At 56.3% G+C, this 20,943-nt stretch carries 15 protein-coding genes; 13 read left to right on the top strand and 2 right to left on the bottom strand.

The features are described 5' to 3' along the window. Window positions 1-11 precede the first annotated feature (11 nt). The 5 genes from C812_RS21240 to hydG are packed head-to-tail and all read left to right on the top strand — an operon-like array spanning window position 12 to window position 7,982. Window positions 12-2,303 (top strand): thiamine pyrophosphate-dependent enzyme, encoded by a 2,292-nt coding sequence (locus C812_RS21240; protein WP_016314693.1) that lies wholly within the window; start codon window positions 12-14, stop codon window positions 2,301-2,303. Between the two features lie 37 nt (window positions 2,304-2,340). Beyond that, window positions 2,341-2,844 carry an NADH-quinone oxidoreductase subunit NuoE gene (gene nuoE / locus C812_RS21235; protein ID WP_016314692.1) on the top strand — a complete coding sequence of 168 codons (504 nt, stop codon included), beginning with the start codon at window positions 2,341-2,343 and terminating at the stop codon, window positions 2,842-2,844. 16 nt (window positions 2,845-2,860) lie between these two features. Then, complete coding sequence (gene nuoF / locus C812_RS21230) at window positions 2,861-4,747, top strand: NADH-quinone oxidoreductase subunit NuoF (protein WP_016314691.1); 1,887 nt, start codon at window positions 2,861-2,863, stop codon at window positions 4,745-4,747. A gap of 18 nt (window positions 4,748-4,765) precedes the next feature. Continuing rightward, window positions 4,766-6,502 carry an NADH-dependent [FeFe] hydrogenase, group A6 gene (locus C812_RS21225; protein ID WP_016314690.1) on the top strand — a complete coding sequence of 579 codons (1,737 nt, stop codon included), beginning with the start codon at window positions 4,766-4,768 and terminating at the stop codon, window positions 6,500-6,502. Between the two features lie 43 nt (window positions 6,503-6,545). After that, entirely contained in the window at window positions 6,546-7,982 is a 1,437-nt protein-coding gene (hydG, locus tag C812_RS21220) for a [FeFe] hydrogenase H-cluster radical SAM maturase HydG (RefSeq protein WP_016314689.1), read from the top strand. A 1,590-nt stretch (window positions 7,983-9,572) separates the two neighbouring features. Here hydG and hydF read toward each other — a convergent pair. Further along, window positions 9,573-10,826, bottom strand: a complete 1,254-nt coding sequence (gene hydF / locus C812_RS21215; RefSeq protein WP_016314688.1) for a [FeFe] hydrogenase H-cluster maturation GTPase HydF — start codon at window positions 10,824-10,826, stop codon at window positions 9,573-9,575. 16 nt (window positions 10,827-10,842) lie between these two features. Beyond that, the gene (locus tag C812_RS21210) at window positions 10,843-12,276 is read right to left on the bottom strand and encodes an aspartate ammonia-lyase (protein WP_016314687.1); all 1,434 of its coding nucleotides are present in this window, start codon (window positions 12,274-12,276) and stop codon (window positions 10,843-10,845) included. A gap of 159 nt (window positions 12,277-12,435) precedes the next feature. Between C812_RS21210 and yabP the strand changes: the two genes are divergently transcribed. The 8 genes from yabP (at window position 12,436) to C812_RS21165 (ending at window position 20,757) form a co-directional block, all read left to right on the top strand. Beyond that, window positions 12,436-12,717 carry a sporulation protein YabP gene (gene yabP / locus C812_RS21205; RefSeq protein WP_009226328.1) on the top strand — a complete coding sequence of 94 codons (282 nt, stop codon included), beginning with the start codon at window positions 12,436-12,438 and terminating at the stop codon, window positions 12,715-12,717. Continuing rightward, window positions 12,714-13,301 (top strand): spore cortex biosynthesis protein YabQ, encoded by a 588-nt coding sequence (gene yabQ / locus C812_RS21200; RefSeq protein ID WP_016314686.1) that lies wholly within the window; start codon window positions 12,714-12,716, stop codon window positions 13,299-13,301. Before yabP ends, yabQ begins: the two co-directional genes overlap by 4 nt. Window positions 13,302-13,413: 112 nt before the next feature. Then, window positions 13,414-13,677, top strand: coding sequence for an FtsB family cell division protein (locus C812_RS21195; RefSeq protein WP_244268384.1), 264 nt, complete (start codon window positions 13,414-13,416; stop codon window positions 13,675-13,677). Window positions 13,678-13,801: 124 nt separating this feature from the next. Then, a complete protein-coding gene (locus tag C812_RS21190) occupies window positions 13,802-14,272 on the top strand; it encodes a S1 domain-containing RNA-binding protein (protein WP_016314684.1) in 471 nt (156 codons plus the stop codon). A 399-nt stretch (window positions 14,273-14,671) separates the two neighbouring features. Next, a complete protein-coding gene (gene spoIIE / locus C812_RS21180; RefSeq protein ID WP_016314683.1) occupies window positions 14,672-17,179 on the top strand; it encodes a stage II sporulation protein E in 2,508 nt (835 codons plus the stop codon). Window positions 17,180-17,347: 168 nt separating this feature from the next. Continuing rightward, entirely contained in the window at window positions 17,348-17,827 is a 480-nt protein-coding gene (locus tag C812_RS21175) for an acyl-CoA thioesterase (protein ID WP_084770920.1), read from the top strand. Continuing rightward, the gene (gene fabF, locus C812_RS21170; RefSeq protein WP_016314681.1) at window positions 17,820-19,073 is read left to right on the top strand and encodes a beta-ketoacyl-ACP synthase II; all 1,254 of its coding nucleotides are present in this window, start codon (window positions 17,820-17,822) and stop codon (window positions 19,071-19,073) included. Before C812_RS21175 ends, fabF begins: the two co-directional genes overlap by 8 nt. A gap of 13 nt (window positions 19,074-19,086) precedes the next feature. Next, window positions 19,087-20,757 carry a class I adenylate-forming enzyme family protein gene (locus C812_RS21165; RefSeq protein ID WP_016314680.1) on the top strand — a complete coding sequence of 557 codons (1,671 nt, stop codon included), beginning with the start codon at window positions 19,087-19,089 and terminating at the stop codon, window positions 20,755-20,757. Window positions 20,758-20,943: the final 186 nt, after the last annotated feature.

Below are 20,943 nucleotides of genomic sequence, written 5' to 3'. Positions count from 1 at the left end.
GGACTTTATCGATGTCTATAACCGAAGAGAAAATCACAAAAATGACGCTGGCGGAACAAACGACGGCCTTCGAATCAGGCAATGAGGCGGCAGCTATGGCGGCGGCTCAGATCAACTACCATGTGATGGGGTATTTTCCGATCACCCCGTCCACGGAGATTGCCCAAATTCTAGACCAGAAAAAGGCGCAAGGCTTGCATGATATCCAACTGATTGCGGCGGATGGGGAGCACGGCTCGGCGGGGATCTGTTATGGGGCCGCGCTCGCTGGGGCTCGGGTGCTCAATGCGACCAGCGCCAACGGGTTCATGTACATGCTCGAACAGCTGCCGGTCCAGTCCGGAACGCGGTTCCCGATGGTGCTGAACTTGGTGACGCGTTCGATCAGCGGTCCGCTGGACATTCGCGGTGACCACTCCGATTTGTATTTTGCGCTGAACACCGGCTGGTTGATCCTGACGGCGAGCACCCCGCAAGCAGCCTACGACATGAACATCATGGCGCTGAAGTGGTCGGAACATCCAGAGGTTCGGCTGCCAGTGATCGTTGCCTATGACGGGTTCTTTACGTCCCATCAGAAACGGAAATTAAGTTATTTCAAAGACGCCAAGACGGTTCGGGCGTTCGTAGGGGATACACCGCCGGTTGGATTTGATCACGTCGTTGATCCGGCGCAGCCGATTTCGGTTGGTGCGCATATGAACGGCGACGACCTGTTGAATAACCACTACCAGCTGCACTTGGCTCAGGAGCGGGCGGCCGAAGTGTATCAACAAATCGCTGCTGAATTTAAGGCGATGTCGGGACGTGACTACCCGGTGCTCGAACTGTATCAAATGGAAGATGCGGAGGTCGCTTTATTTCTGCTGAACTCGGCGGCGGAAACGGCCAAGATGATCGTTGACAAGCTGCGGGCGCAGGGGGTTAAGGCGGGGCTCATTCGGCCCAACGTCATTCGGCCCTTCCCGGCGGAGGAGATCCGCACCGCGCTGCGGGGCGTCAAAGCGCTGCTGGTGGGCGAACGCGCTGATTCCTACGGCGGTAAAGGCGGCAATATGACGCATGAAATCCGCTCCGCGCTGAAGTTGGATCCGGCGAATCAAACGATTGTGTTGTCCCGCGTGTTTGGTCTGGGCGGCAAAGACTTCTATCCGGATGAAGCGGAAGCGTTCTTCAACCTGGCTATGGAGGCGATGAACCGAGGCGAAGCCGCGGTACCGTTTGATTATTTCGGGCAGGTCCCCGGCGATCCGGTGCACGAACTCAGACCGATCTTGACGCCGCAGCATGGCGATGCCTTTAACAGCGGGCTGATTCAAGTGACGCCGGATGAGGCGACCGGCAAGCTGAAGGTGAAGGTGCCGCCGCTGCGCAGTCTGACAGCGAAGCCGAAGCGGCTGGCGCCGGGCCATGGGGCATGTCCGGGTTGCAGCGCGATCTCTTCGTTGGAGCTGTTTTTCAAAGGGATTGAAGGCGATGTCGTTACGTTGTTCCAGACCGGTTGCTCGTACGTTGTGACGGCTGGCTATCCTTATACCTCGCATAAGCAAACGTTCATCCACAACCTGTTCCAGAACGGGGCTGCCACCGTGGCTGGCGTCGTAGAGGCGTTCTGGGAGCGGAAGCGCCGCGGGGAGATCGATGTTTCGGATAACGTGACCTTCGTCATGGTGACCGGTGACGGCGGGATGGACATCGGTATGGGGCCGGCGATCGGCTCGGCGCTGCGGAACCACAAGATGATTATTTTGGAATACGACAATGAAGGGTACATGAATACGGGCTCGCAGCTCTCCTACTCCACGCCGCTGGGGCATCAGACCAGCACGTCCGGCGTAGGCAAGGCACAGAAAGGGAAAGCGTTCCATCACAAAGACACTCCGCAGATCATGGCGGCGACCAATATCCCGTACGTGTTCACCGGGGCGGAAGCCTTCCCGCAGGACTTGATTATGAAGGCAGCCAAGGCGCAGTGGTATGCACAACATGAAGGCTTGGTTTATGGAAAAGTGCTCAGTACCTGCCCGCTCAACTGGCGGTCTGAAGATCAGCTCGGGACGAAAATCCTGCAAACGGCGGTAGACTCCTGCTTCTTCCCGCTGTACGAAATCGAGCATGGCGTTACGAACATTACCTACAATCCGGAGGCGAAGAACAAGCGGATCTCACCGCAGGAATGGTTGAAGCTGATGGGCAAAACGAAGCACATGCTGCATGACCAGGAGCTGCTCGATGCCTTTGAGGAAGAGGTTAACCGGCGTTGGGAACGGCTTAAGCTGAAGCACGAAAGCCCGCTGCTTTAAGGTCAGCATTCGTTTGATGAAGGGAGAGTAAGCGAGGATGGAAGAGACTTGTCGTTGTGCGAAGGACGAGGAGCGGCTGCAACGGGTGGAGGAAATCATCAATCAGTTCCGCCAGCTGCCGGGTGCGTTGATTCCGGTGCTCCATGAGATTCAGGATATGTACGGCTATCTGCCGGAGGAAGCGCTGCAGATCGTATCGCGGGAGCTGGGCATGTCGATGGCTGAGATTTACGGGGTGGCGACGTTTTACTCGTTTTTCTCGCTGGAGCCCAAGGGAGAGCATATCATCCGCGTCTGCATGGGGACAGCTTGTTACATTAAGGGCGCACAAGGCGTACTGGATCGCCTGAGTCAGGAGTTGAACGTTCCGGTTCAAGGGACAACGGCCGACGGAAAATTCACGTTGGAAGCCACCCGTTGTCTGGGAGCTTGCGGTTTAGCCCCGGTCATGACCATCGGAGAGAAGGTGCATGGCCGGCTGGCCCCCAACGAAATACCGAAAATACTGAAGCAAATGCGCACGCCTGTACAGACGCATTAGAAGGGATGGTGGAACGATGAAAACGTTGTTGGATCTCGAAGGCATTCGAACGGCGCAGCTTCACCGCCTGGTGCGACGGAAGCTTGGGAAGGTTGAGGCGGTCGACGGAGGCGTTGCCGAGCGTTCCGTTATGATATGCGGCGGCACCGGCTGTACCTCTTCGGACTCGATGTTCATCGCGGAAGCCTTCGAGCAAGCGGTGGCTGCCCAAGGGATTCAGGACAAAATTGAGATTGTCCGGACGGGCTGCTTTGGGCTGTGCGAGCTGGGGCCGGTCGTGATCATTTACCCGGAGGAGGTGTTCTACAACCGGGTGAAGGTGAAGGATGTGGCAGAGATCGTCGACAAGCATCTGCTTCAGGGCAAAATCGTCAATCGCCTTGTGTACTCACAGTCGTTGGAGAAAGACGGGCGGATCAAACCATTGCATGAGGTTGATTTCTTCCGCAAACAGCAGCGGATTGCGCTGCGGAACTGCGGGACGATTGATCCGGAGGACATTGATGAATATATCGCCATGAATGGATATAAGGCGCTGCATAAGGTTCTGACGACCATGGAGCCGGTAGAGGTCGTGGCCGAGGTGAAGGAAGCTGGGCTTCGCGGACGCGGGGGCGGCGGGTTTCCGACCGGGGTGAAGTGGGAGACGGCGGCGAAGCAGCGAACGGGGCAAAAATATGTGATCTGCAACGCCGACGAAGGCGACCCGGGCGCGTTTATGGACCGCTCGATCCTGGAGGGCGATCCGCACTCTGTGCTGGAGGGCATGGCGATCGCCGGCTACGCCATCGGGGCGAATCATGGCTTCATCTACGTCCGGGCGGAATATCCGATCGCCGTGCGCCGGGTGCAGGCGGCGATTAAGCAGGCCCGGGATTACGGGTTGCTGGGCGATGACTTGTTTGGAAGCGGCTTTTCTTTCGACATTAGCGTTCGTCTGGGAGCCGGGGCGTTTGTCTGCGGGGAAGAGACCGCGCTGATGAACTCCGTCGAAGGCAAGCGAGGTATGCCAAATCCAAAACCGCCGTTTCCGGCCGTCAGCGGGTTATGGGGGCAGCCAACGGTGATCAACAATGTGGAGACGCTAGCCAACGTGCCGATCATTCTGCTCGAGGGCGCTTCGTGGTATGCGAGCATCGGGACGGAAAAAAGCAAAGGCACCAAGGTCTTCGCCTTGGGCGGCAAAGTCGTCAACACCGGGCTGGTAGAGGTGCCGATGGGAGTTACGCTGCGCGATGTGATTTACGAAATCGGCGGGGGGATTCCCGGCGGCAAAGCGTTTAAGGCGGTGCAGACCGGGGGGCCGTCCGGCGGTTGCTTAACGAGCGAGCATCTCGATCGGCCGATCGATTACGATACGCTGCTGAGCTTGGGGTCGATGATGGGCTCGGGCGGCATGCTCGTGATGGACGAAGAGACGTGTATGGTCGACGTGGCCCGATATTACCTTGATTTTACGCGGGACGAATCGTGTGGGAAGTGCGCGCCTTGTCGGATTGGCACCAAACGCCTGCTGGAGATTTTGGAGAAAATCACAGAGGGCAAAGGGACGAGTGAGGATCTGGATGCGTTAGAGGACCTGTCCGAGCAAATTAAGGCGGCTTCGCTGTGCGGGCTTGGCCAAACGGCGCCGAATCCGGTGCTGTCCACGCTGAAGTATTTTCGCGAGGAATATCTTGCCCATGTGGTCGATAAGAAGTGCCCTGCCGGTGTGTGCCGCTCGCTGATTACGTACACAATCGATGAGGAGAAGTGCCGCGGCTGCACCCTCTGCGCCCGGAAATGTCCAGCGGAAGCGATCTCGGGCGAGATGAAAGAGCCGCATGTCATCGATCCGCAGCTGTGCATCAAATGCGGAATTTGCTTCGACAGCTGCAAATTTGAAGCGATCTATAAGAGCTGAAAGGGGGAGAGTTCGAGCATGGATACGGTGAAATTGTGGATTGACGATATTGAAACGGAAGTGCCGAAGGGCACGACGGTGCTTCAAGCTGCCCGCGGATTAGGCATTCATATTCCTACCCTTTGTCATCTGCAGGGCATGAACCATCCGTCCAGTTGCCGCGTCTGCTTGGTGGAATCGGGCCCCCGCCTGATCGCTTCGTGTACGCTGGTGGCCGAGGACGGCATGCGGATTCGGACGAATACACCGCGGGTGCGGAAAGCCCGCAAAACGACGGTTGAGCTGATTCTGTCGGATCACCATCGGGAATGCCTCACCTGCCTGCGCAGCGGAACCTGCGAGCTGCAGGAGGTGGCGAATCAGATTGGGGTGCGTGATGTGCGATATGCGGGAGGCCAAGCACGGTCGACGGTTGATTTCTCGTCGCCGTCGATCGTGCGCGACACATCCAAATGCTTGCTGTGCGGCCGGTGCGTCTCGGTGTGCAGCGAGGTGCAGACTGTGGGGGCCATCGGATTCATGAACCGCGGGTTCAATACGGTGATTGGGCCGGCTTTGGGGCGGCCGATCGGCGAATCGGTCTGCGTCAACTGCGGTCAATGCATCATGGCTTGTCCGGTTGGCGCGTTGCAGGAACGGGAGAATGTGGGCGATGTATGGCAGGCGATTGCTGATCCGCATAAATTCGTCGTTGTGCAGACGGCGCCGGCGGTACGCGTTGCCTTGGGCGAGGAGTTTGGGATGCCGATCGGCACGCGGGTGACAGGCAAGATGGTCGCCGCATTGCGCCGGCTGGGCTTCAATAAGGTGTTTGATACCGATTTTGCAGCCGACTTAACGATTATGGAGGAGGGCACCGAGCTGATGCATCGGTTGGCCACCGGGGAGAACTTGCCGCTGATGACCTCCTGTTGCCCAGGCTGGGTGAAATTTGTGGAGCATTTCTTTCCGGATATGAGGGAGAACCTCTCGAGCTGCAAATCGCCGCATGAGATGGAAGGGGCAATGATCAAGAGCTATTTCGCCCAAATGATGGGGATCGATCCGGGGAACCTCGTGGTGGTGTCGATCATGCCGTGTACGGCGAAGAAGTTCGAGGCGCAGCGCGAGGAGCTGGCTCACGAGTCGTTCCCGGACGTCGATTACGTGCTGACAACCCGGGAGCTTGCGCGGATGATCAAAGAGGCGGGGATCGATTTTGTGAACCTGAAGGGTGAAACATTCGACAATCCGTTTGGCGAAGCCTCGGGAGCTGGCGTGATCTTCGGTGCCACCGGCGGGGTGGCCGAAGCGGCGCTTCGCACCGTGTTCGAGCTGATTGCCGGCGAAGAGCTGGAGACGGTGGAATATACCGCTGTGCGCGGGATGGACGGCATTAAGGAGGCGACAGTGGAGCTGCCGGACGGGCGGATGATCCGCACGGCGGTAGTGCACGGGCTTGGCAATGCCCGCAAGCTGATGTCGATGATCCAGTCCGGTCAGCGCCAATACGAATTTATCGAAGTGATGGCTTGTCCGGGCGGTTGTATCTGCGGCGGCGGGCAGCCGATCGTTGGCGCGAGCCTGCGGGATACTCTCGACGTGAAGGCTGCCCGTGCCAAGGCGATTTATGATGAGGACGAAGCGTCCACGGTGCGCAAATCGCATAAGAACCCGTATATCCAGCAGATTTATCGGGAGTTTTTGGAGGAGCCGAACAGTCACAAGAGCCATCAGTATTTGCACACGCACTATTTGGTGCGCTCCCGTTATTAAGGGATTCAGAAGTGATTTTGGCATCTTACAGGGAGGGATGGGGATGAGCAGGTCAGAGCAAAAACAGGCGGCGGACTTCATCCGGGATGAGACCATTGTGTCAGCGCTCGCATACGGGTCAAGGCTAGCCCGCGACCGTAAGAAGGTGCTGGCGATTCTGGAGCGTGCCCGGACTGCCAAAGGCATCTGCGCGGACGAAGCCGCTGTGCTGTTAAATGTAGAGGACGATGTGTTGCTAGAGGAGATCTACCATGCGGCTCGTGAGGTGAAGGAACGCATTTACGGGAATCGGATCGTCTTGTTCGCTCCTTTATACGTCAGCAACTATTGCGTCAATAACTGCGAGTATTGCGGCTATAAGCAGTCGAATAAGGATATGGTTCGGCGGCGGTTAAACCGGGAGGAGCTGATTCGGGAAGTCGAAGTGCTGCAGCAACTGGGGCATAAGCGGCTGGCGCTGGAGGCCGGGGAGGATCCGGAGCATTGCCCTATCGATTACATCCTGGAATGTATTGAAACGATCTACTCCGTGAAAGTCGATAACGGGAGTATTCGCCGAGTTAATGTCAATATCGCCGCGACGACGGTGGAGAATTATCGCAAGCTGGCGAACGTCGGAATCGGCACGTATATCCTATTCCAGGAGACGTACCACCGTCCAACCTACAGCCGCATGCACCCCAAAGGGCCAAAACGCGACTACGACTGGCACACGACGGCGATGGACCGCGCGATGCAAGCTGGGATCGATGATGTTGGCGTTGGAGTACTGTACGGGCTGTATGATTACAAATACGAGACGATCGCGATGTTGATGCATGCCGAGCATCTGGAAGCCACGTATGGCTGCGGGCCTCACACGGTTTCTGTCCCTCGCCTGCGGGCGGCGGAGGGCGTAGATCTGAACAGCTTCCCGTATCTGGTGAGCGATCATGAGTTCAAGAAGATCGTGGCTGTGTTACGGCTCGCGGTGCCTTATGCCGGCATGATCTTGTCTACCCGCGAGGATTCGAAATTCCGCGACGAAGTCATTAAGCTGGGCATCTCCCAGATCAGCGCAGGCTCGTGCACTGGCGTCGGCGGCTATACGAGCACGTACGGCGGCGAGGGCCAAGGAAGGACATGCGGCGATACCGCCCAGTTCGAGGTGGGCGATCACCGCTCGCCGCTGGAGATGATCAAGTCGCTGTGCCGGGATGGCTATATTCCGAGCTACTGCACCGCTTGTTATCGGGAAGGGCGGACGGGCGACCGTTTCATGCGACTGGCCAAATCGGGCCAAATTCACAACATCTGCCATCCGAACGCACTGCTCACCTTGCAGGAGTATTTGCTGGATTACGGCGATGATGAGGCCCGGGAGATGGGCGCAACGCTCATCAAAAACAATCTTCGCCGCATCCCTAAAACCTCCGCCCGCGATGCGACCCTCAACCGCCTGCAACGCCTTAAGGAAGGCGAGCGGGATTTGTACTTCTAGCTGCTCGGCCTTTAGGAAAACCAAAACCTTCAATGCCACCTTAGCGGATGGCGTTGAAGGTTTTTTGGCGCTAAGGGCGGATCAGCTGCGTAAGAGCCCCGGCTGATGCTTTATGAGGTGTGCTGCTAGTGGGCGGGCGTTAGTGGCTATCGCCTGCTGCCTTTCAGCTAACGCTAGAAGCAGCTGACAGCGTGCGGCGAACGCCTTCCGCCTGTTGCTCACGGTTGACACGTTTATTGCGCCGGGCTCTCCCCTGGCTAACGCTTGTTAGAACGCTTATTTGGGAGAAAAGAGGGAAATTTCAATTCTAACGCTTGTCAGGAAGCTTATTTGCGTCAAATGACCTCATTTCGAGGGCGAGACCGGCAAATAAGCACTCTCACAAGCGTTAGATTCTCAAATCCCTTGTTTTGGGCGAAATAGCGTTGCTGGTAAGCGTTAGAGGTGAGGTGCGCTGTGGTTACCCCAATAGCGTTGCTGACAAGCGTTAGAGTTCCGGGGCCGTGGTTGTTAGTGACCCGCCCGCTGTCTATGGTGCTGTTGTCTCTGCTTTGGTGCTTCTGTTGTCGCTACCGTTGTTGCTATTTCGCTACTACTGTCGCTAACGGACTCCAAATTCGTTACACTAGTTACCCTCACTATAGTCTCTACCTTCACCACCGCTGTTACTACTGTCATTGCTGCTGTTTCTACCGTTGCTCTTCCCGTGTGTCCCTGTTGTTGCTAATGCTAATGTAGTTACTCTGTAGTTACTCCGCGAATTTCTCTATGCCAATGATTGACGCCGACGTCGCGTAAGTTACTTTTTGCAGATACTAATTACTACGGATAACTATTACTAATTACAACTACTACTAGCTGCAACTGCTCCTAACTGCTCCTAACTGTGCCCGACTGCTCTTATTGGTTCGATTTCCTCCTAAATGCGTCTAGCTGCTCCTAATTGCGCGCCTAAAAGACACTAACTTCCAGAGTCCAGAAACTACTAATAACTGCTCCAAGCTTCTGTTTCCTCTTACTTGCGTCACCAATCATGCTAAACCGGTCCAAACTGCGCCTAATGTGCCTAACTCTGCCTAACTCTACCTAACTCCTAATACACATTACAGAGCTGCGACGTCTGGGGCTCCTGCATATCTTGCTTTCGGAGTAACTATTTTGCTTGTTCGCTTGCTTTCGTCTGCTGCTCCCCTTGGCTAACGCTTGCCAGAGCGCTTATTAGGGCGAAAAGAGGGAAATTTCAATTCTAACGCTTGTCAGGAAGCTTATTTGTGTAAAATGACCTCATTTCGAGGGCGAATCGGGCAAATAAGCTCTCGCATAAGCGTTAGATTCTCAAATCCCCCGTTTTGGGCGAAATAGTGTTGCTGGTAAGCGTTAGAGGTGGCGCGCTGTGGCGTGGTTACCCAATAGCGTTGCTGACAAGCGTTAGAGTTCCGGGACCGTGGTTGAGCCCAAAAGCGTTGCTGGCAAGTGTTAGAAACCCAGCTTGGCTTCAACAGCGACCACGGGCCTTCACTGGCAGCGAAGCTGAGGCACCCTCCCCGTTACAGTGACTCGTTCACCACAACCGCGATTTGCTTACCGCGCCTACGTCTCCCGAGCTGCCTCCTCCCACGCCATCATGGCGGAGGGGAAGAGCTCAATCGCGCGAGGGAACACGCCGTGCAGGTAGGCGATCAGCACGCCGTAGTTGACGATCGGGACGCCGGCAGCTTTGGCTTCGCTGAGGCGGTGCAGCATAGCGCGGCGGTTGAGCATGCAGGCTCCGCAATGCACGATCAGCGCGTAGCGGGACAGATCCGGCGGATAGCTGTAGCCGGAGACGTGCTCAATCTGCAGCTGCTTGCCCGTAATTTGGAGGAGCCAGCGTGGGATTTTGACGGTGCCGATGTCGTCGGACTGCTGATGGTGCGTACAGGCCTCTGCGATCAGCACCCGGTCGCCGTCCCGGAGGTTCTCCACGGCCCGTGCGCCCCGGACGAGCTCGTTAAGGTCGCCTTTATGGCGGGCGAACAAGATGGAGAACGAGGTCAGCGGCACGTCCCGCGGCGTATCGGCGGCGACCTTGAGGAAGACCTGCGAGTCGGTGATGACGAGCCGCGGCTTGGACCCGAGCCGATCCAGTGTCGTCCGGAGCTCGTGCTCCTTCGTCACGACGGCGATGGCATCGCTCTCGAGCAGGTCGCGGATCGTCTGCTGCTGCGGCAAGATCAGCCGGCCTTTGGGCGCGGCTTTGTCGATCGGCACGACCAGCACGACCAGATCACCCGGCGCCACGAGGTCGCCGACGAGCCGGAAGCGTTCCTCTTCGTGCGGCAGCGCCGCAACGATGGCCCGCTTCAGCTCTGGCACGCCGCGGCCACTCAACGCGCTGAACGCAACACATTCAAGGCCGAGCATAACCTTCACATCGCTAAGTGCAGCCGATCTCGCGTCGTCATCCAGCAGCGCGTCGACTTTATTCACCACGCCGACGACAGGGATCTTCCGTTGCCTCAGCTCGGCCAGTAGCCCCCGATAAAAATCATCGGGACCCGCCAACGCATCGATTACCAGCAAGGCAAGGTCGGCGCGGTGGATCAGCTCTCGTGTTTTTCGCTTGCGCAGCTCACCTAACGCGCCTTCGTCGTCTAAGCCAGCGGTATCGATCAGCACCACCGGTCCCAGCGGCAGCAGCTCCATCGCTTTGTACACCGGGTCGGTAGTCGTCCCCCGCACCGGCGAGACGACCGCTGTCTCCTGGCCCGTCAAAGCGTTCACCACACTCGATTTCCCCACATTCGTTCGGCCGAAGACGGCGATATGGATTCGCTCCCCGCGCGGTGTTGCGTTCAGGCTCATCTAAACCATCCCCCTTTTATTCGCCGGGGATGCCCGGCTTCGTGACTTGCAGCGGATTCAGGATGTCCGCGGCGCGTTCGGCGGTCAGCCAGCCGCCGCTCACAGCGACCTGCTCCACCGACAGCCCCTCGCGCCGGGCGATCCCGGCAATCTCGGCAGCCGCCTCGTAGCCGAGATGCGGGACCAGCGCGGTGGCGAGCACGGTGGAGCGCCGCAGATGCTCGCGGCATACGCCCTCGTTGACGGCGATGCCGCGAATGCAGCGCTGCTCGAACAGCGGCATGGCCCGCCCCAGAATCTCCAGCGATTCCAGCAGGGAATCGGCGATCAGCGGGCCGTACGCGTTCAGTTCGAGCTGGCCGCCCGCGGCGGCCCAAGTGATCGCAGCATCGTTCGCGATCACGCGCATGGCCGCTTGGCCGGCCATTTCCGCCATGACGGGGTTCACCTTCCCCGGCATGATCGACGAGCCGGCCTGGACGGCGGGCAGCGTGTACTCGCCGATGCCCCCGGCGGGGCCGGACGCCAGCAACCGCAGGTCGCCGGCGATCTTGAACAGCGTCACGGCTGCCGCTTTCAGCAGCCCGGACACCTCGACGAAGACGTCCATATTCTGCGTCCCGTCCATCGGAAATTCGCTGCGCGCCAGGCCCAGCCCGGTCAACTCCTGCAGCGTGTCGGTGACCTGGAAAATGTAAGCGCGCGGAGCGTCGAGTCCCGTGCCGATCGCTGTGCCGCCGAGATGAATCTCGCGCAGCCGCTCTTCGGCTTTGTACAGCCGCCATCGGTCGCGGGCGACCGCCTTGGCGTATGCGCCAAACCCCTGGCCGGCCATCATCGGCAGGGCATCCATCAGCTGCGTGCGCCCGAGCTTCAGCACATCCGCGAATTCCCGCTCCTTCTCCTGCAGTGCCTCCTGCAGGGAGGCGTACGCGTCGCTGAGCGGGCGCAGCAGCCGGATCGCCGCGATTCGGAGCGCGGTGGGGTACACGTCGTTGGTCGATTGACATCGGTTGACGTGGTCCAACGGATGGACCAGGTGGTAGTCGCCTTTGGTCCCGCCCAGCCGTTCAATCGCTAAATTGGCGACCACCTCGTTGACGTTCATATGCGTGGACGTGCCCGCGCCGCCCTGCAGGGCATCCACGACGAATTGATCGGCCAAGGCACCGCCCGCAATCTTGTCGCATGCCCACTCAATCGCCGAAGCCACATCAGCCGGGATCAAGCCGAGCCGGCCGTTCACTCGCGCCGCCGCTTTCTTGACCACGGCGATCGCTTCGATCAGCCGGGGATGGACGGGCCGCCCGCTGACCGGAAAATTCTCGATCGCTCGCGCCGTATGAATGCCGTAATAGACTTCTGCCGGGATCGCTTTGGGGCCTAGCGCGTCGGTCTCCATGCGATATTTTGGATCCGAATCGGGTTCATTTGAGAATGGTTGACGCATTGGGGTTCGCCTCCGACAAATGTCAATCTCTTCCTCTCCATCGTAGTTGAAAGCGATTTCGGAAAACAGTAAAGAAGATCACGCTAAAGCCTAGAAGGAACTTGTTCTAAAGACGGTTTTTCGTCCATAAGCTAGGGATAAGAAGGAGGGGTACATGCCATGGTCGAACCAAATAAAGCCAAGCATCAGGAGCTGCACTTGCTGAATCGCAAGCTGCTGGATATTACAGGGGTCCTCAATGTGGAGAGCTTCGACAGCGAGGAGTTTTTACTTCAAACCGAACTTGGTGCGATGACGATCCGAGGGCATAATTTACATATCAAAAACCTGAACCTGGAGCAGGGACTGGTCAGCATCGAAGGTACGGTGAACTCGCTTTCGTATTTGGACCCGGGGTCCAATTCGTCCAGTAAGGGCCTGCTCGGCAAGCTGTTCCGATGAATTTGGAGACACAATGGGCGACCCTGCTCTGGATGCTGGCATCCGGGGGGATCATGGGCATCGCCTTTGACAGCTATCGCGTCGTCTCGGGACAACTCCGGTTTCCCCGCTGGAGTGTCCATGCCCTCGATTTGCTCTACTGGTTGGCTGCCGCCTTATTCGTCTTTCGTACGTTGTATCACAGCAACCATGGAGAACTAAGGTTCTATGTTTTTTTAGGACTTTTTTTAGGTATTTGGATTTATTTTTTGTTCCTTAGTTCTCTCACCGAGCGTTTTGTGTTAATGTTAATGAGGATAGCTAACAAATTTTATCGGTTTATCGTACGAACGATCGAGATTTTCATCATCGCTCCGTTACAATGGTTGGTCAAAATGATCCGCGTTCTGCTCGGATTCGTTTGGATCGTGCTGCTGTTCCTAGGCCGGATCACCTTGTTGCCGATTTGGAAGCTGCTCGTATGGGTGCTTAGACCTATATGGACAAGACTTCGGATTCCGCAAGGGGTGGACAAGATTCGGCGCTCAGCGGTCGTGTGGCGAGAGCGCATTTTGCGTCTATTACGCTGGTTCTACAAGGAATAAGGCTGGGAGGTGTGCCTTGGTGCGCGAAGTGTCGACAAATCCGAAACCATCGAACAAAACTTCATCTTCCGGAAACGGATCTGCTTTCGCTAAGCGCAGGTTGCGGATCTGGATGGGATTTATGGTCCTGTTTTTAAGCTGGGCCGGATATACGTACATCTCGCAAGCCGGGGAGATCGGCAGCAAATCGCAAGAGCTGGCGGAGCGGCAAGCCGCCAAGGCAGCCAGTGAGCAGAGCTTGAACCAGCTCAAATATGAGATTGACCGTTTGAATGACCCCGAATACATTGGACAAATTGCCATGAAGAAATATGGTCTGTACAAACCGGGTGAAATCCCTGTCCGGGTATCCGAGTCCGAAGCCGGAAATGACTGACCCCATGCGGGTTGACGGGACATCCGTCTGTTGACCTTGTTTCAGTCATTCGGTATAATCAAATCACCGCAGTCAAGATTTCGAGGCCTGGCTGTATATTTTTAAGGGAGGATCATTTTATTTTATGGCAATTGAAGTGGGCACCAAGTTAGAAGGAAAAGTGACAGGCATCACGCATTTCGGAGCATTTGTGGATCTGTCAGGAGGTGTCACGGGTCTCGTTCATATTTCGGAGATCGCCGATAATTACGTGAAAGACGTTAACGATCATCTGAAAATCGGCGATACGGTTACCGTTAAGGTAATCAATGTCGATAAGGACGGTAAGATCGGACTTTCCATCAAGCAGGCTGTTGACAAACCGGCCGAAGCCAGACCGCCTCGTGCACCGAGAACGGACCGGCCAATCGGAGGTGACCGTCCTGGCGGCGGATTTAACCGGGACCGGGGAGGACGCTCTTTTAAGCCCCCAGCCAGCAAATCCTCATTCGAAGACAAAGTTTCTCGTTTCCTGAAGGACAGCGAGGAGCGCATTTCTTCGTTGAAGAAGAATACGGAAGGCAAACGCGGAGGTCGCGGAGCCAAACGAATGTAATCCCTGAAAATTTAACTACTCAAACCCACCGTAGGCGAATCGCTCGCCTGCGGTTTTTTGTTTGCTTTCGTGCCCCAATCTTCATAAGTTGACTTTTGCCTATGCGATTAAACAGGTTTTGTCGCCTCTGGGCTTTTTGCCGACAGGTTCTTACGGTTTTTTACGAGGAGCGCGTTCAAATAGCCTTTGTTCATAGACACAGCCTGGGATTTCCCATGCGAACATAGAAACCCCTGATGCGGTCCATCGCTATGGGGGGCCTGGATTCGCGCGGTGTCGGCGTTCTCTCTCAATTTGTCGGAAATTTCTTTGGCACCGGCTCCGGTATCTGACAAACTTTCCGGTTCTAGCCTCCTATAATGGGACATACCTTACTAATTTGGAAAAGGCGGTGCCAGGATGTTGAATAAGTGGAATGTCACCCTGTTTCCAGGGATGAGAAAGGCGAAGGCATGGGACAAGGGAGCGATGCGGAAGATGCTGCTAGACCAGCCAATCATCCAGCGGGCTGGGCGGCTGTTCGCAGTCAACAAGTGGACCGGACTGCTTCTAGCGATGAGCTTCCTGCTGGGCCGGGCGACGATCTTGGACGAGCTGGCTCCTTTTGCCGTCGCTTTCTTTGCGGTGATTCGCTTCATGCGGCGGGATATCGCGTGGTTCGCGGGGGCGGCGATGGTCGGCGGAGCGTTGTTGACGCCGGGGGCTCATCTTCATGCGATAGAAATCGCCGTGGAGCTGTTGATCTTCGCCTTGTTACAAAAGGGACTGGAGTCTTTTGAACGGGCGGATCTCTCCTATGCGCCGATTATGGTATTTACGAGTACGTTCTTCGTTGGGATGTTCGGGGCGGTGATTGGCCCTTCCCTGACTTGGTACGCACTTGCGATGACCGTAATGGATGCGCTGCTCAGCTTCGTACTGACGCTGGTCTTCATTCAGGCGGTCCCGGTGTTTACTTACCGGAAGAAGCATTACCAACTGCGCGGGGAGGAAATTTTGTGCCTCGTGATTCTGCTGGCTTCCGTGATGACCGGTACGGTTGGATGGGAGATTCAAGGATTATCGGCGGAGCACGTGTTGTCGAGGTACCTGATCCTGCTGTTCGCCTTGGCAGGCGGTGCCCCTTTAGGCGCTTCGGTTGGCGTCATCACCGGCTTGATTCTCAGCCTTGCTGATACATCGGCCTTGTACCAAATGAGCTTGCTGGCGTTCTCCGGGATGCTGGCCGGGATGCTCCGGGAAGGACGGAAATGGGCGGTCGGATTCGGCATGCTGCTCGGTTCGTCCATTCTGTCCATCTATATTGCCGGCCCGGCGGATGTGATGTCCTCCACTTGGGAGAGCTGCGTCGCAGTTCTGTTCTTCCTGCTGACCCCCAAAAAGACGGTTCAAGTGATTGCCAAATACGTGCCCGGCACACAGGAGCATGCTAAAACGCAGCATGAATACGCCAAACGGGTACGCGATATCACAGCTGGCCGGGTGGCGCAGTTCTCCCAAGTCTTCAAGCAGCTGGCGCGCAGCTTCGGACAAGTATCCAGCACTGGGGAAATCGCAAAGCGCGGCGAGGAGATTGACCATTTCATGAACGCGGTGACCCAGGGCGCTTGCGCGACTTGCTTCCGCAAGAATACTTGCTGGGAGGGTCGATTCTATCAGACGTACAAGCTGATGACGGAGATGATGACCGCGATTGAGGAGAAGCCAGACATTACCCCGGACGAGCTGCCGGCCAGATGGTTGAAGATGTGCGCGAAAACCGACCAGGTGTTGGACATTATGAAACACGAGTACGATCTGTATCAGCACGATTTGCATTGGAAACGGCAAATCTACGACAGTCGCCAGTTGGTGGCCGAGCAACTCTCGGGCGTCTCGCAGGTGATGGAGGACCTGGCCCGGGAGATCCAACGGGAAGGACAAGCCATGTACAAGCAAGAAGAGCAAATCCGCGAAGCGTTAGAGAAAATGGGCTTGTCTATTCATAGCATCGACATTGTGAGTCTGGATCACGGGAATGTGGAGATCGAAATTGTACATGCGTACACCCGAGGTTTTGATGAATGCCGGAAGATTATTGCTCCGCTGCTGTCCGATATCCTCGGCGAGCATATCGCAGTCATGAATGAAATTCATCATGGAGGCAGAGAAGGCCTGGCGACCGTCACCTTCGGCTCGGCGAAAGCATTTGAGATCACGACCGGGGTTGCCGGCACCGCGAAAGGCGGGGACATGCTCTCCGGTGACAGCTTTAGCGCCAAGGAGCTGGGCAACGGCACGTTCGCTGTGGCGATCAGCGATGGGATGGGCAACGGGGAGCGAGCGCGGCTGGAGAGCAGTACGGCGCTGAACATCCTCGAGCAGCTGTTGCAGTCCGGCATGGAGGAGACGCTGGCAATTAAATCGGTGAACTCAATTCTCATGCTGCGTTCGCCCGATGAGGTGTACGCGACGGTGGACATGGCGCTGATTGATCAATATACGGCGCGGACAACGTTTATGAAGATCGGCTCCTCCCCTAGCTTCATCAAGCGAGGTTCAGAGGTCATCCCGGTGACGGCCAGCAACCTGCCGATCGGCATCATCCAGGATATCGAGGTTGATCTGGTGTCCGTTCAGCTCTATCCGGAAGATACCTTGATCATGATGACGGACGGCATCTACGATGCGCCGGGCCCTGCGGTGAACAAGGAGCTGTGGATCAAGCGGCTGATCCAAGAGATCCAGGCCGAGGATCCGCAAGAGATCGCCGATTGTCTGCTGGAGTCCGTTATCCGGTATCAGAAGAACGTCATTCATGATGATATGACCGTAGTTGTGGCGAATATCGACCATATGCAGCCAGAGTGGGCCACGTTGCATATCCCCGGCATCAGCCGATTGGAGCGACCGCGTACCGTGAGTTAACCGAGAGCTTGAGGTGAGAACCTCAGGTTCTTTTTTCTTAGGTGCGAGGAATGGAGTTGAATCCAAGGATTCAAGGATATGGAAGGAATACATTTTTTTAATATTTTCAACTTTGTTCGATGGGAGTAGAATTATGGTGGTTAACTTACTTTTCGTTAGGAAGAAGGGATGACAATGATTCGCACAGAGGCGCGATACGACCTGGACATGATTGTGACCTGGGGAGATTGCGATGCGGCGGGGATTTCCTATTACGCGAAAAATTTTGACTGGTTTACGAATGGACGCATGAGATTGCTCGAGTCTTATGGGCTGCCTTATATGAGCGCCTTTCACCATCAAGGGATTTCGCTTGTCTGCTTGACGGCAGATTGCCAATATAAGAAAATGCTGCGTCCCGAAGAAAGAGTGACGCTCAGCACTTGGATCAGCTCATTGACCCGAAGTCGAATGGCTTTTTCCTATCAGCTGTATAAGGAAGGCGGGGTGCTGGCTGCTGAGGGGATGACGACCCATGCGTATGTGGACGAGCATGGGCAGCCCGTCAACCTGGAGAAGCGGCATCCGGAGCTGTGGAATCAGTTAACCGAAACCCACCGGCAACGCAGTGAACAAGTTCGTGAGGGCGGAGGGTCGACCCATGCGTAGCGGCAGAGTAGTGATTACCGGCTCTGGCGCGGTGACGCCGGTGGGTATCGGCGTTCCGGCCTACTGGCAAGGACTGCTTGCGGGAGTAAGCGGCGTGGCAGCGATTACGCGATATGACGCGGAAGCGATGCCCGTGAAAATTGCCGCAGAAGTGAAGGATTTTAACCCGGCCGACTTTATGCCGCGGAAGCTGGTCGGACAATCGGATATTTTTATGCAGTTTGCCTTTGCTGCGGCGCAAGAAGCGCTGGAAAACAGCCGGCTGAAGGCGCGCCCCGAACGGATTGGCATCGTGGTAGGTACGGCGCTGGGCGGCATTTCCTCGGCGGCGCAGGCGCAGGAGCATATCACTAGCAGCGGCAGCTATCGGGTGTCGCCTCATCTGGTGCCGAAGATATTGGGCAATATTGCGGCGGCGCACATCTCCATCATGCATGGCATCCAAGGGCCAAGCCTCACCGTCAACACCGCCTGCTCCTCCGGGGCAGACGCGATTGGTATGGCGCGGATGCTGCTGCTCTCGGGACAAGCTGATGCCGTGCTGGCTGTTGGTGCGGAGTCGATTTTGTCCGCGCTGATGGGGGCGGGCTTGTCCGCAGCACGGGCGTTGTCTACACGGAATGAAGAGCCGTCTCGGGCCAGCCGACCATTCGAGCGGGACCGTGACGGGTTCGTGATGGGCGAAGGCGCCGGCGCGGTGCTGCTGGAGACGCTGGAGCATGCCGAAGCGCGGGACGCTGAGATTCAAGCCGAGCTGCTCGGCTACGCCAACAGTTCAGATGCTTACCATGTCACCTCGCCGGAACCAAGCGGCAGCGGACAAATTCGTTGTTTGCGCATGGCGCTGGATCAGGCCGGAGTCGGCGCAACCGATATCGATTACATCAACGCGCATGGCACTTCAACTCCACTCGGTGATCGGATTGAAACGGAATCGTTGAAGGCAGTCTTTGGTGAACACGCTGGACAAATTCCTGTTAGTTCGACCAAGGGAGCGACCGGGCATCTAATGGGCGCCGGCGGAGTGACGGAGCTGATTGCTTGCATCGGTGCGATTCGGGAAGGTATCGTGCCGCCAACGTTAAATTACGAGCATCCGGATCCGGAATGCGATCTTGATTATGTTCCGAACCGGCCACGAGCCGCCCGGGTACGGATGGCGATGTCGAACGCCTTTGGTTTTGGCGGCCAGAACTCGTCGCTCATTGTGGGCGAATATAACGGAAGTGCAAATCCACGAAGATAGGGAGGATCCATCGATGGAGACGATCAACCAATTTACGTACGATGTACGGATGTTTAAAGATACGTTTGAACATGAGTTCACTTATATCAACGGTTTTATGCGGAACGTGCACCGGTTCGCGACCCGTCCGGCATTAACTTGTCCGCTGCGAGAACGGACCTGGACTTATACAGAGCTGAACGAGGAGGTCAATCGTCTCGCCCATGCGCTGATCGGGGACGGCATCGGCAAAAACGATGTGGTCTTGTATCAGCTGTTGAATTCAGCGGAATTCGTGTTCAGCTATCTGGCTCCGCAAAAGCTGGGCGCGATCAATTGCCCGATCAACTTTAAACTGTCCCCCGGCGAAACTGCCCATATCCTCGATGACAGCAAACCTCAAGTATATATCTATGACGCAGAAATTCAAGAAACCGCCGAACGGGCGCTGGAAATGGCCCGCCATCGGCCGCGCCGGATTATCATGGTCGATTATACCGGCACGAAAACAGCGCCGCAGGGTCATATTTTATATTCGGATTACGTGAAGCAGCAGCCTGTGGAAAATCCGCCGATCGAACGGCCTTCGCATATTTATGATGAGGTCACCCGCTTGTATACCTCCGGGACGACGGGGATGCCAAAGGGCGTACCGATGAACAATATCAACGAAGTGCTCTCGGCTCATGATGTCGCGATGCACTTTCCACTCAGCCCGGTCGACAAAACGATGAATATGAGCCCGTGGTTCCACCGCGGCGGCCTGCATTCCGGCGGACCAACACCAACGCTGTATGTCGGGGGCGAAATGGTCATTCTCCGCTACTTCCATCCGAAAACGGTGCTGGAGTACGTGGCCAAATACGGACTGACCTTCCTGATCGGGGCACCGCCAATGCTGAAGATGCTGCATGATACGCAACTGAAAGAGAATGCCGATCTGTCCGGGCTCAAAGGCATTGTCACGATGGGGGCGCCGTTGTCCGGGGCGGATTGCATTAAATATCAGCAGGTGCTGACGAAGAACATCTTTAACGGCTACGGTACTTCGGAAGCGTTCTGGAATACGTTCCTGCGCCCTTACGACTTGCCGGAAATGGCCGGTTCTGCCGGACGCGCCTGCACCGACGACGAAGTCGCCGTGGTGAAAGTGTTCCCGGACCGCCGAGCAGAGCCGCATGAACATGTCGCCAAGGATGGCACCGAAGTGGGCGAAATTATCGTGAAAGCCCCCGGGAAAACAACGTACTCCTACATCAATAATCCCGGTGAAAGCGAGAAGGTCTTCTACAAAGGCTGGATCTATATCGGCGATATGGGAACATGGGACGAAAACGAGTTTGTCACCATCGCCGGCCGCAAAAACGATATGATCGTGTCGTCTGGCGAAAATATTCACCCGGTGCAAATTGAGGATGTTCTCAACCAGCATCCGAAGGTGAAAGAAACGGTGGTTGTCGGCGTGCCGGATGAGCTGCGCGGCGAATCCGTCGTCGCCTACGTGATTAAAAACGACGAATCGCTAACCGCCAAAGAATTGCATAAATATTGCAGCGAGCATCCAATGTTGGCGGCTTACAAGCGGCCCCGCTTCTATCGATTTATCGATGAGCTGCCGTATACGGCAACGGGGAAAAAGCGTCATTTTATCGTCAGAAACATGGCGTTGGAGGACCAAAAAGAAGGCCGGCTCGAGCGGCATTAATGCCTGTGCTTTCTAAAATTGATGTTCTAACTGCAAAAGTACATTTCAATTGTGTGGAAAACCGGCTTTTTCGTGGGATCAAATGCAAAAGCCCTAAGGCCCCCTAAATAAACTGGAGTCCTCCCCTACAAGGATTTACAATGGAAATAAGGGAGAGGATTCAGTTATGGGAAAAGCCAAAGATGA

The organism is Paenibacillus barengoltzii G22, assembly GCF_000403375.2.
Lineage (GTDB): Bacteria > Bacillota > Bacilli > Paenibacillales > Paenibacillaceae > Fontibacillus > Fontibacillus barengoltzii.
Note: the sequence above shows the minus strand (reverse complement) of the source record. Positions and strands in the feature narration are given on the sequence as shown.

What these genes read in the sequence shown, in the direction of transcription:
- hydG (WP_016314689.1), top strand. Translation starts at nt 6,546, where the DNA reads ATGAGCAGGTCAGAGCAAAAACAGGCGGCGGACTTCATCCGGGATGAG.
- yabQ (WP_016314686.1), top strand. Translation starts at nt 12,714, where the DNA reads ATGAATTTGGAGACACAATGGGCGACCCTGCTCTGGATGCTGGCATCC.
- C812_RS21210 (WP_016314687.1), bottom strand. Translation starts at nt 12,276, where the DNA reads ATGCGTCAACCATTCTCAAATGAACCCGATTCGGATCCAAAATATCGC.
- C812_RS21175 (WP_084770920.1), top strand. Translation starts at nt 17,348, where the DNA reads ATGACAATGATTCGCACAGAGGCGCGATACGACCTGGACATGATTGTG.
- C812_RS21195 (WP_244268384.1), top strand. Translation starts at nt 13,414, where the DNA reads ATGGGATTTATGGTCCTGTTTTTAAGCTGGGCCGGATATACGTACATC.
- C812_RS21240 (WP_016314693.1), top strand. Translation starts at nt 12, where the DNA reads ATGTCTATAACCGAAGAGAAAATCACAAAAATGACGCTGGCGGAACAA.
- nuoF (WP_016314691.1), top strand. Translation starts at nt 2,861, where the DNA reads ATGAAAACGTTGTTGGATCTCGAAGGCATTCGAACGGCGCAGCTTCAC.
- C812_RS21165 (WP_016314680.1), top strand. Translation starts at nt 19,087, where the DNA reads ATGGAGACGATCAACCAATTTACGTACGATGTACGGATGTTTAAAGAT.
- C812_RS21190 (WP_016314684.1), top strand. Translation starts at nt 13,802, where the DNA reads ATGGCAATTGAAGTGGGCACCAAGTTAGAAGGAAAAGTGACAGGCATC.
- fabF (WP_016314681.1), top strand. Translation starts at nt 17,820, where the DNA reads ATGCGTAGCGGCAGAGTAGTGATTACCGGCTCTGGCGCGGTGACGCCG.
- C812_RS21225 (WP_016314690.1), top strand. Translation starts at nt 4,766, where the DNA reads ATGGATACGGTGAAATTGTGGATTGACGATATTGAAACGGAAGTGCCG.
- nuoE (WP_016314692.1), top strand. Translation starts at nt 2,341, where the DNA reads ATGGAAGAGACTTGTCGTTGTGCGAAGGACGAGGAGCGGCTGCAACGG.
- hydF (WP_016314688.1), bottom strand. Translation starts at nt 10,826, where the DNA reads ATGAGCCTGAACGCAACACCGCGCGGGGAGCGAATCCATATCGCCGTC.
- spoIIE (WP_016314683.1), top strand. Translation starts at nt 14,672, where the DNA reads ATGTTGAATAAGTGGAATGTCACCCTGTTTCCAGGGATGAGAAAGGCG.
- yabP (WP_009226328.1), top strand. Translation starts at nt 12,436, where the DNA reads ATGGTCGAACCAAATAAAGCCAAGCATCAGGAGCTGCACTTGCTGAAT.